This is a genomic window from Janibacter anophelis NBRC 107843 (genome assembly GCF_001570945.1).
Taxonomy (GTDB): Bacteria; Actinomycetota; Actinomycetes; order Actinomycetales; family Dermatophilaceae; genus Janibacter; species Janibacter anophelis.
This window is the reverse complement of record NZ_BCSQ01000034.1, coordinates 25,731-36,595: the sequence shown is the minus strand read 5'-3', so window position 1 is coordinate 36,595 and position 10,865 is coordinate 25,731. Positions and strand designations below refer to the sequence as shown.

Below are 10,865 nucleotides of genomic sequence, written 5' to 3'. Positions count from 1 at the left end.
CCAAACAGTTGCTGCAGGTCGAGCAGTCGGGGACGGCGTCGATGGGAGTGTTGCTCGAGTCCTGGGCCGGGCCTGACACGGAGAGCCTCGCCGGGGACTGGCAGTCCGCCGGGCCTCTGTTGACAGCGGCCGCAGAGCGGCTGTCGACTCTGGCGCGGTTGCTGCAGGAGCAGGCCGAGCAGCAGGACCGCGCCTCGGGAGAGGGTGGGGGGAGTCTCCCTGGGGGCCTGTCGGCCCCAATAGGCCGGAAACCGGTGGCTCGTCCATGCCGTGGTTCGACCCTCGAGTAGCCCTGGCGGGTTTGAAGATGCCGAATGTGGGGCTGCCCGGAGGTGACCTGCGTGACTGGTGGGCAGCGGGGGTGCGGAACGGTCTCGTGGCAGCTTTCCCGGGGATCTCGGGGCCGCCGTTGTTGGCGCTCGAGGAGTCCTATCGTCGGTGGCAGCAGAGCGACCTGACGTGGTTCGAAGGGTTGTTCGTGCCGTGGCTGTGGCCAGAGAAGTGGCGCAACCAGTACCTCGACGTGGTCGACGAGAGCACGGACTGGGCCAATGACGTCTACAAGAACCACGTGCGGGACCTGCCCGGCATCGGTCACACCCGCTGGGCGTTGCACCGGGCCAATGACGCGGTCGAGTTCGTCGACATGTTCGTCTCGCCGCTGGACCGAGCCGTGGGCGGTACGGGCGTGGGCACCGCTTGGAACATCGTCAAGGACACGGTCAACGAGACCACGGAGATGGCCGATGACCCCAAGGGCTGGTGGGACGGCGCGTCCGGTCTGGACCAAGCTGGCGCGGCCTCGACCCTGATCCCCGCAGGCGGATTCGCTGTCAAGGGCGCGACCAAGGCGCTGCGAGAGCTCATCGACGTGGGCACGGGTGCCGGCAAGCACGCAGATGACGTGAAGAGTCCGCACCTGCCGGACACGTCGAAGACCGACACGGTCGACCCCCACAGCGGGCCGGACGCGCACGACAACGGCAACCCCAACAAGGGCGACCAGACCGACGTTCCCGGCTCCACGACAGATGACGGATCTGGTCCGGATGCCCATGACGACGGGAACCCGAACACCGGTGGTGCCGACAGCGATGTCGGCGACTCAGCGGCCGAGGGTGACCGGGGTTCTGACAGCGCGGGGACGCCGGACACCTCGGGTGGCTCCATCAAGGACCTCGAAGACGCGGTCAATCACCCCGACCCCGATGATCTGTATGACGGGCAGTACAGGGCCGAGGTGAGCGGGAAGGCGCTTCGCCTCTTGGACGAGCGCGGTGTCACGGACTTGGATCGGGTCTGGGACGACGTGATGCCCATGCCGCGAGGATTCGTCCTCGAGGCCACCGAGGGCGGAAACCTGCCGCAGAGCTTCCCGGTCATTGACCGCGTCGACGAGACCGCCGATGGTCTGGACGTGACCAGCATCAAGTCTTTGGACCCGCAGGCTGTGTCCTACAACAAGGGCAATAAGTTCGAGAACACGATCAACGACTACGTCGACGCGGTTGCGAAGTTCGACGGCGATGCTCATGGCGGGGTCGTTGTCTATCCCAGTGACATCGGGGGGCGACACCTTGACCTCGTTGTTCGCCCCGACTCGTTGTCGGAGAAACAGACTGCCGCACTTGATCGTTCGATCAAACGTGCCGAAGGTATGGGTGTGAATCTCGTGGTGAAGGAGCGTCCCTGATGCCGATCTACCCGATGGCCATGGTGTATCAGCATGGCGAGCGGCTGTTGGTCGCGTCGATGTCGTGGGCCAAGGGACGACGCCCGAATGGATGGTTTCGTCACCTAGAGGCCTCGGTCTCAGATGCAGTCTTGGCTGAGTCGGTCATGGGTGCCTTGGAGAGGTCTCGACGAGAAGACGCTCGAGACCTGCCCAAGCCCGTCTCGAGCGATGGCACGTTGGTGTCGGAGGAGATGGGTTTCGCGTCCTGGCGGTCGCAGGAAGCGGCGACCACTTTGGTCGGTTTGACGCTCGTCGATGGTGAGGTCATGGTCGCGCCGAGCCAAACCCGGGCTGGTCAGGGCTATCGCTTTCAGGCCGAGCTCGACCCGGCGTCGGGTGTCGAGCAGATCGCTGCTCGGGTGCGGGAAGGTTTGGCCGAGTCGGCTCGGTTGAGCGAACGGGTGGTGGATCACGAGACGATCGCGGCGCAGCAGTCCTCTGGTGTGCCTAGCAAGGCCGAGGACGCGGCGGCGCGGGCCCTAGTGGATCAGATCCCGGATCTGGCGCGCGCAGTGCTGACCCGCCACGAGCAGTCGTGGGCGGTCGAGGCGCTGACCTCGCTGAGCGGACCTCCACGGGAGGTGCCGAACGGGTGGGTCCAAGTGGTGCCAGTGGGTGACCCAGCTGTCCTGGCAGGGGTGCTGGTCGAGGCACTCACACACGCGGGTGACGACGTCGCTGACGCTTCCCTCGATGAGGCAGCGGTGGTCGTTGACGCCCTGGGCGTCCGCGATCGAGCAGAACTGACGAGTTCGGGCACGGTACGGATTGCTGTCATGACCAACATGTCCACCGGCGATGCGGATCTGTTCCCGCAGGAGTTGGATGAGGTGTCGGGGTGGTGGGCCACGCCCGAAGCCCCCGAGAGCCGGTCGGTGGGCATCGACGACCCACTTCCGCTGTGGGGCAGCACCATCGAGGCTATGGCGGACGACCTGGCGCGAGGGCAAGGCTGAACAGGGCGGAATTCTGGTCGCGGGTCCGCATTGGCGAGTCGCTCGTGGGCGGTGACAGTGGGTGTGGGCTGGCCGCAGATGCTCATTCGCCACAGTCGTAGGACGTGACGAAGCCGCGGGGGCTACCGTCGACAATGTGGGTCAGAGCGCCGCACCAGTTCTCAGTCATGTCTCACTTCACGCGTCGGCTGAGCTTCGTCTTAGGTGAAGGACGCTTGGTGCGCGTGACACACAGGCTTCAAGGAGCGCGTGTTGTGGGGGGCGAGCGTGTCACACGGGCGTGCGACGGAGTGAGGCGCGCAGGACCGCGTGAGCGCAGGAGCGGGGAGGGCAGGAGCTCCACCTAGGAGCGGGGAGCGCGGGAGCGCGATAGGCGGAGGTCCAGATTCCCGGTTTCCCGGCTTCCGGGAGACCGGGGGTTGTGCTCCCGCAGCGCGCGCCGACTGTGGAAATTCGAATCACCCGGCGTCCCCGCGCGTGTTGCTGGCCTGCGCGGGGTCGACCGGCGTCGCCGCTGGGAGGGGGTATGGGCCCGATCCGCTGTCGCTGAGTCCTCACGGGGGATGTCGCACGCCCCCCGGCCGGAAAGAGACCCGGTCGGGGGCCGCGGCCCGGGGTCGGTGAGGGTGGGTCAGTGGATGCTGGCGTCGTTGAAGGTGGCGGCGTATGCCTCGGGGGTCAGCGCCTGCCGCGCCTCCCTCTCGAGCTGGCGGATGTAGCGAGGGGAGTAGCAGCGCCGCCCTTCGCACGTCGCCGAACTCCCATCGCGGCTCGATCCGCACGTACACGTGGAGTCCACCGCCGCCGGAGGTCTTGGGGAAGCCGACGATGCCCAGCTCGTCGAGCACCTCGCGGCAGACCCCGGCCACCCGCCGCACCCGGTCGAAGGGAGCGTCCGGCATCGGGTCGAGGTCGATCCGCCACTCGTCGGGCCGGTCGACGTCGGCCCGGCGGACATTCCACGGGTGCATCTCGACGGTGCTCATCTGCACAGCCCAGATGATCTGCGCCAGCTCGGTCGGGCACAGCTCGTCGGCGTGCAGGTCGTACCGCGGGAAGTGCAGGCGCACGGTCTCGACCCAGTCGGGCGCCCCCTTCGGCAGGCGCTTCTGGTGCACCTTGGCCCCCTCGACGCCCTTGGGGAAGCGGTGCAGCATCGTCGGCCGCTCGCGCAGCGCGCGCAGGATCCCGTCGCCGACCGCGAGGTAGTACTGCGCCAGGTCGAGCTTGGTCTCGCCACGCTCGGGGAAGTAGACGCGCTCGGGGGAGGAGATCCGCACATCGCGACCCCCGACGTCGAGATGGACGTCCTCGCCGTGCTCCTTCGCCATGGACCGAGCCTAGGAGATCGCGGCCCCCGCCGGGCGGTTCGTCGCGACCGTCGGCACCCAGTAGCGCCTCTTGCCGACGCGCGAGTCCTCGTACTGCCCGCCCGCGGCCTCGATCGTCGCCCGCGATGCGACATTGTCCTCGTCGCACGTGAGCAGCACCCGCTCGTGCCCCATCTCGGCAGCCAGCTCCAGGACCTGACGAAGGGCGGCGCCCGCGTGCCCCCTTCGTCTCGCCGAGGGTCGGATCGAGTAGCCGACGTGACCACCCTGCTCGAGCAGGAAGGGGGTCAGCTCGTGGCGGAAGGCGATCGAGCCGACGTAGTCGTCGCCGTCATCGACGACCCAGAGGAAGGTGCACGGCACGAAGTGACCGGGCCGGGGCGTCTCGGGCAGCTCGTCGGCCCGGCGCACCCGCACCAGACGTCGGAACTCGTCGGGGTCCTCGAGGCCCTCGCGGGTGAAGTCGAAGCCGGCGAAACCCGTCGCCGGGTCCGCCTCCAACTGCCACAGCCCCTCACCGTCACGGTGCTCACCGGCGAACTCGTCGTGCGCCTCGAGGTAGGAGCGCTGGTAGCGGGCGTCGGGTCGCACGATCTGGGCCATGCGGCGATCGTATGTCGGCCCGCGGGGGTGCCACACTGGGTTGCGACGACGGGGGTGGCCCATGGCACGCGTGCTCTTCGCGCCGGAGACCTTCAACCTCGGCGAGACGTCCCGGGGGATCGAGGTCGCACGCGCGATGCGCGCCGACGGGCACGAGATCCGCTTCTGTGGCTACTCACGCCGCTTCGGCGACCACGTGAGGAGCGCGGGCTTCGAGCTCGACCTGCTCGACCCTCCGCTGAGCGAGGCGGAGGCCGACCGGCTCATCGCCGTCGACCAGGGCCGCTCGGTGCGCCATCCCTTCACCCTCGACATGCTGCGCCAGCGGGTCGCGAGCGAGGTGGAACTCATCGCTGACTGGGGTCCGGAGGTCGTCGTCATCGGCTCGACCTTCAGCATGCTCGTCTCCGCACGCGCGGCGGGCGTTCCGCTCGTCTACGTCAAGCCCTACGCCATGAGTCGCGGGCATCTGATGTCGATGACCCACTTCCCAGTCCTTCCCGGTGGCGGCCGTCTCGTCGAGGCAGCGAACGGCGTGGCCGGACGGGCCATCCGCGGAATGGCTGCCCGCGTGAGCTACCTCCCCAGGGCCTTCCGCGTCGTGGCCAGGGAGCACGGTGTCGTCCTGCCCTCGCCGACCGTCGCGGCCCTCGACGGTGACCTCAACCTCATCGCCTCCTTGCCGCCGCTCCTCGAGCCGTTGCCCCTGGGCCCTCGGGACGACGTCGTGGGGCCCGTCTACGCCCGCCCGGAGGGTGAGCTGCCGCCGGAGGTCGGCCCCTTGGCCGAGGGGGAGCGGCCCCTCGTCCACGTGGGCATGGGGTCCTCGGCCAACCGTGACCTCGTCCGGCGAGTCCTCGCCGAGGTGGGCCGGCTCGACGTGGCGGTCATCGCGACGGTGGGCCGCTACCTCACAGGTGCGGACCGCGCCGAACTGCCCGACCACGTGCACGTCGTGGACCACCTGCCGGCGCACCGGCTGGCGGGCCTCATCGATGCCTCCGTCATCCACGGTGGCGAGGGGACGGTGCAGACGGCCTGCGCGTCCGGCGCCCCCTTCGCCGGCATCGGGCTGCAGCCCGAGCAGCGATGGAACATCCGGGAGGCCGAGCGGTCCGGCCACGCGATCGGATTCACCATGCGGGCCCTGCGTCGGGGTGCACTGCCCGCGATCGTCACCCGCCTGCTGCAGGACCCGGTACTGCAGGAGAGGGCGCTGGACGTGCGTCGGCAGGTGGCGACGCTCGACGGCGCGGGGGTCGCCGCGCGGCGGATCGCGGCGCTCTCCGAAGAGCGCCGCAGGGCCTGATCGGGTCAGGGAGTCACGGGGTCCACGTGCGCCGGGTACTCGCCCTCGGCCACGGCAACCGTCGGTCCCTCCGGGGCACGCAGGGTCCGCACGTCGCGGGACAGCAGGGCGAGCAGGGCCGACAGGACGATGAGCCCGGCGCACACGAGCAGCGCCCGGTGCGCGCCGAGGTGCACTGCAGCCGGCCCGGCGAGCAGCACGCCCACGGGGCCGAAGAGCATCGACCCGAAGGCGTCGTAGGAGGCCACCCGCGACAGGGCCTCGGGTGGCACCTCGCGCTGCATCGTCGTCTGCCACAGCACGGTGAAGGTGTCCATGCCCAAGCCCATGACGAAGCCGGCGGCCACGATGAGCGGAAGGGGGGACCCGAGCCCGAGCAGCAGGTAGGGCAGCGCGGTGAGCGAGGTGAGCAGCACGCCGACGAGGATCGGTCGTCGCGGTCGGATCCGCAGGGCGATGACCACGCCGACGAGCATCCCGACGGCCTCCCCGGTGAGGATCGCCGACCAGGCGCCGGCGCCGCCGAGCTCGGCCTCCGCGACGACCGGCCCGAGGACGGTGTGCGCCCCCTGCCAGGCGAGGACGAGCAGGGCGAACTGCGCGACGACGACCCACAGCCACTCCCGTGAGGAGAACTCGACCCATCCCTCCCGCAGCTCGGCGAGGACGGAGGTCCCCCCTTCGCGCCCGGGGCGGGGCGTGGAGCCGATCCGCCAGGCGAAGGCCGCCGCGCACCCGTACACCGCCGCGGCGGCGGTGAGCGCCCATCCGGGCCCCACGAGCACGACGACGGCGCCGGCGGCGATGAGCCCACCGATGCGGGCGACGTTGGCGCCCACCGCGAGCAGCGCGTTGGCCGGCTGCACGCGGTCCGGCGGAGCGACCTCGGGGATGATCCCCGACAGCACCGGCCACACGACCGCCCCGGCGAGACCGGTGAGCACGGCGAAGGCACAGACGAGCGGGATCGGCGCCCACCCGAGCACGAGCATCGTGCCGATGCCGAGCCAGGCGACGAGGGAGAAGCACTCGCCGGTGAACATGACGAGCCGCCGCGGGTAGCGGTCGGCCACGACACCACCGACGAGCAGGCCGAGGACGTGGGGGATCGCCTCGCACGCGACGACGACGGACAGGGTGCCCGCATCCGCCCCGGGCAGCCCGAGGACGCCGAACGCCAACGCCACCGGCGCGAACGCCAACCCGAGCATCGACAGCGTGCGCGCCGCGAAGAGCGCGGCGAAACGCCGCTCGCGCAGCAGGCTCAGGTCGTCGCGGATCGGGCTCACCGGCGCACGATACTCGCCGGGTCTCGAGGCTCCCTCGCTGCGCGAGCTCGCACCTCGACCCACGGTGGTCGAGGTGCGACGCAGGAGCCTCGAGACCCTCAGGCCCTGTCGGTCGCCCGACGTAGGCTGGGGGCGACATGAGCAGCCTGTTCGACGACCTCCCCGATGCCCTCCCCGGTGACTGGACCACCGACGTCTCAGAGGCGGGTGTGCCCTCGTGGGCGATGACCGACGAGGGGCCGGCGCGCTCGGCGCACGCCCCGGTCCACCGCACGCCGCGGCCCGACCCCGAGGAGCTGGTCGCCGGCCTCAACCCGGCCCAGCGCGAGGCCGTGCTGCACGAGGGCGGCCCCCTGCTGATCATCGCCGGCGCCGGCTCCGGCAAGACGCGGGTGCTGACCCACCGCATCGCGCACCTGCTCGGCGCGCGGGGCGTGCAGCCCGGGCAGATCCTGGCGATCACCTTCACCAACAAGGCCGCCGCCGAGATGCGCGAGCGGGTCGAGGACCTCGTCGGGCCGCGCGCCAAGGCGATGTGGGTCATGACCTTCCACTCCGCGTGCGTGCGCATCCTGCGCCGCGAGGCGACCAAGGTCGGGATGAAGAGCAGCTTCTCCATCTACGACGCCGCCGACAGCCAGCGGCTCATCGCGCTCGTCATGCGCGACCTCGACCTCGACCCCAAGCGCTTCCCGCCGCGCTCCTTCGGCCACCGGATCAGCAACCTCAAGAACGAGCTGGTCGACGAGGAGGAGTTCGCCCGTCGGGTCTCGGTCGACGAGGACGCGCAGCGCGCCGGTGGGACCCACCAGGAGCAGACGCTCGCGCAGGTCTACACGGAGTACCAGCGGCGCCTGCGTCAGGCCAACGCGCTGGACTTCGACGACATCATCATGACGACGGTGCACATCCTGCAGGCCTTCCCCGACGTCGCCGAGCACTACCGACGCCGGTTCCGGCACGTGCTCGTCGACGAGTACCAGGACACCAACCACGCGCAGTACATGCTCGTGCGCGAGCTCGTGGGCGGCGACAAGGACGCGCAGCGTGGCGAGCACTCGGTCGAGCCGAGCGAGCTGGTCGTCGTCGGCGACGCGGACCAGTCGATCTACGCCTTCCGCGGGGCGTCGATCCGCAACATCGTGGAGTTCGAGGAGGACTACCCGGACGCGCGCACGATCCTGCTCGAGCAGAACTACCGCTCGACCCAGACGATCCTCACCGCGGCCAACGCGGTCATCGAGCGCAACGAGTCCCGCCGCAAGAAGAACCTGTGGACCGAGTCCGGCGCCGGTGAGCAGATCGTCGGTTACGTCGGCGACAACGAGCACGACGAGGCCTCCTTCATCGCGCAGACGATCGACGACCTGCACGACGAGCACGGGGTGAGGCCGGGCGACGTCGCCGTCTTCTACCGCACCAACGCGCAGTCGCGCGCCATCGAGGAGGTCTTCGTCCGGGTCGGTCTGCCGTACAAGGTCGTCGGTGGCACCCGCTTCTACGAGCGAAGGGAGGTCAAGGACGCCCTCGCGTACCTGCGGGTCGTCGCCAACCCGGCCGACACGGTCAACCTGCGCCGCATCATCAACGTGCCCAAGCGGGGCATCGGTGACCGCGCCCAGCTCGCGGTGGCGCAGCTCGCGGAGCGCGAGCGGATCGCCTTCGTCGCCGCACTCGGCCGCGTCGAGGACGCGCCGGGCATCGCCACCCGGTCGGTCAAGGCGGTCAAGGGCTTCACCGGACTGCTCGAGGACCTGCGCGAGCTGCACGAGGACGGCGCCGGCATCGGTGACCTCCTCGCGGCCGTGCTCGAGCGCACCGGTTACGTCGCCGAGCTGCAGGCCAGCCGCGACCCGCAGGACGAGACCCGACTGGAAAACCTGACGGAGCTGGTCGGTGTGGCCCGCGAGTTCGACGCCACGCGTGAGGCGACGGGCGAGGTCATCAGCCTCGACGACTTCCTCGAGCAGGTCAGCCTCGTCGCCGACGCCGACGAGATCCCCGACGACGAGGCCGAGGACCAGGGCGTCGTCACCCTGATGACGCTGCACACGGCCAAGGGCCTGGAGTTCCCCGTCGTCTTCCTCACGGGGATGGAGGATGGCACCTTCCCGCACCAGCGCAGCCTGGCCAACGCGACCGAGCTCGAGGAGGAGCGCCGGCTGGCCTATGTCGGCATCACCCGGGCCCGTGAGCGCCTGCACCTCTCGCGCGCGGTCGTGCGCAGCGCCTTCGGTGCTCCGCAGTACAACCCGCCGTCGCGCTTCCTCGACGAGGTGCCCGCCGACCTGCTGCGCTGGGAGCGCACCGGCCCGCCTGTCGGGCTCGGCCGGGGCGGCAGCCGCGAGCCGGCCGTGGCGCGCCTCGCCGCGCGGCCCGGGGTGCGCTCACCCGGCAACCGTCCGGTCATCGCGCTCGCGGATGGCGACAAGGTGACCCACGACAGCTTCGGTCTGGGCACGGTGATCCGGGTCGAGGGCGAGGGCGACAAGGCGATGGCGCACGTCGACTTTGGGGGAGAGGACGGCGTCAAGCGCCTGCTGCTGCGCTACGCCCCGCTCGAAAAGCTCTGACGGGGTGCTCCCGCCCCGTCCATCCGTGCGGGCACGTGAGCTTGCACGCGCATCTCCCCGGGGAGATGCACAGGACCCGCGCATCTCCCCGGGGAGATGCGCGGGTCCTGGGTGGTTCAGGCGGTCAGTTGATGCCGCGCTCGGCGAGCCAGCCGGCGGGGTCGATCGGGGTGCCGCCGCCGGGGTGGATCTCCATGTGCAGGTGCGGGCCGGTGGAGCGGCCCGTGTTGCCGGAGAGGGCGACGACGTCGCCGGGGGCGACCTCCTGGCCCACGGATGCGCTCACCGAGGACAGGTGGCCGTAGCGGGAGACGGTGCCGTCCCAGTACTCCACGTCGATGTAGGTGCCGTAGCCGCCCATCGGGCCCGCCGCGACGACGGTGCCGGAGCTCATCGCCTTGAGCGGGGTACCGACGGAGGCCGCGTAGTCCTGGCCGGCGTGGAGGCGGCCCCAGCGGTGACCGAAGGGGGAGGTGAAGACCGCATTGTCGAGCGGCTTGACCCACCGCTTGGCGTCCGTGCGCTCCTGCTCCGCCCGGGCTGCCGCCTTCTTCTTGTCGGCCTTCTGCTTCGCCTTCTTGTCGGCGAGCTCCTTGCGCTCCTTGGCGCGGGCGACCCGCTCGCGCTCCTGGGTCCGACCCTGGTCCTGGGCGACCGACTCGGAGGCGGCCTGCCGACGGGTGGCCAGACCCGTGGTGTCGCGGGCGGAGGCAGCGACCTCCTCGCGGGCGCTCTCGTCGAGGTCAGGGTCGGCGAGCAGCGAGGTGGCTCCACCCTGCGGGGCGGTGAGGAAGGCCGCCTTGGCCTGCGAGGCCGCCTCACCGGTAAAGGGAGCGGACTGGGCAGCGGTCGCCCCGGCAGCGCTGAGCACCAAGGTGGCCGCAGCCGCCGTGGGGACCACGTAGGCGGGGCCGAAGTTCTTGGGCATGCGAGAGCGGCGCTCGAGTGCGCGCCGCTCAGCGCGAGTGGGCGGCCGATGGCGCCCGGTGTAGTCAGACATGAAGGGGACGTCCTCGCAGGGGGTCGTGGACAAATCCCCGAAACCTTAGCGTGACCATTTCGTTATGCA

At 70.4% G+C, this 10,865-nt stretch carries 8 protein-coding genes; 4 read left to right on the top strand and 4 right to left on the bottom strand.

From position 1 onward, the window contains the following. The first annotated feature begins 316 nt into the window (after positions 1-316). Complete coding sequence (locus JAN01S_RS10340) at positions 317-1,693, top strand: endonuclease toxin domain-containing protein (protein ID WP_157075698.1); 1,377 nt, start codon at positions 317-319, stop codon at positions 1,691-1,693. Continuing rightward, the gene (locus tag JAN01S_RS10335) at positions 1,693-2,691 is read left to right on the top strand and encodes a hypothetical protein (protein ID WP_068317618.1); all 999 of its coding nucleotides are present in this window, start codon (positions 1,693-1,695) and stop codon (positions 2,689-2,691) included. Before JAN01S_RS10340 ends, JAN01S_RS10335 begins: the two co-directional genes overlap by 1 nt. 554 nt (positions 2,692-3,245) lie before the next feature. Here the strand turns inward: JAN01S_RS10335 and JAN01S_RS10330 are convergent. Both JAN01S_RS10330 and JAN01S_RS10325 read right to left on the bottom strand, forming a co-directional pair. Next, the gene (locus JAN01S_RS10330) at positions 3,246-4,022 is read right to left on the bottom strand and encodes a DNA polymerase domain-containing protein (RefSeq protein ID WP_370670781.1); all 777 of its coding nucleotides are present in this window, start codon (positions 4,020-4,022) and stop codon (positions 3,246-3,248) included. Between the two features lie 9 nt (positions 4,023-4,031). Next, positions 4,032-4,625 (bottom strand): GNAT family N-acetyltransferase, encoded by a 594-nt coding sequence (locus tag JAN01S_RS10325; RefSeq protein ID WP_068317616.1) that lies wholly within the window; start codon positions 4,623-4,625, stop codon positions 4,032-4,034. Between the two features lie 61 nt (positions 4,626-4,686). On the opposite strand from JAN01S_RS10325, the gene JAN01S_RS10320 reads away from it, so the two are divergent. Beyond that, positions 4,687-5,934: a glycosyltransferase gene (locus JAN01S_RS10320; protein ID WP_068317614.1), complete on the top strand. Its 1,248-nt coding sequence runs from the start codon at positions 4,687-4,689 to the stop codon at positions 5,932-5,934. Between the two features lie 5 nt (positions 5,935-5,939). Here the strand turns inward: JAN01S_RS10320 and JAN01S_RS10315 are convergent, their stop codons facing one another. Further along, positions 5,940-7,223, bottom strand: a complete 1,284-nt coding sequence (locus JAN01S_RS10315; protein WP_068317612.1) for an MFS transporter — start codon at positions 7,221-7,223, stop codon at positions 5,940-5,942. Positions 7,224-7,360: 137 nt separating this feature from the next. Between JAN01S_RS10315 and pcrA the strand changes: the two genes are divergently transcribed. Beyond that, entirely contained in the window at positions 7,361-9,796 is a 2,436-nt protein-coding gene (gene pcrA / locus JAN01S_RS10310; protein ID WP_068317611.1) for a DNA helicase PcrA, read from the top strand. A 124-nt stretch (positions 9,797-9,920) separates the two neighbouring features. On the opposite strand, the gene JAN01S_RS10305 is transcribed toward pcrA, so the two are convergent. Further along, positions 9,921-10,796, bottom strand: coding sequence for a M23 family metallopeptidase (locus JAN01S_RS10305; RefSeq protein WP_157075697.1), 876 nt, complete (start codon positions 10,794-10,796; stop codon positions 9,921-9,923). Positions 10,797-10,865 lie beyond the last annotated feature (69 nt).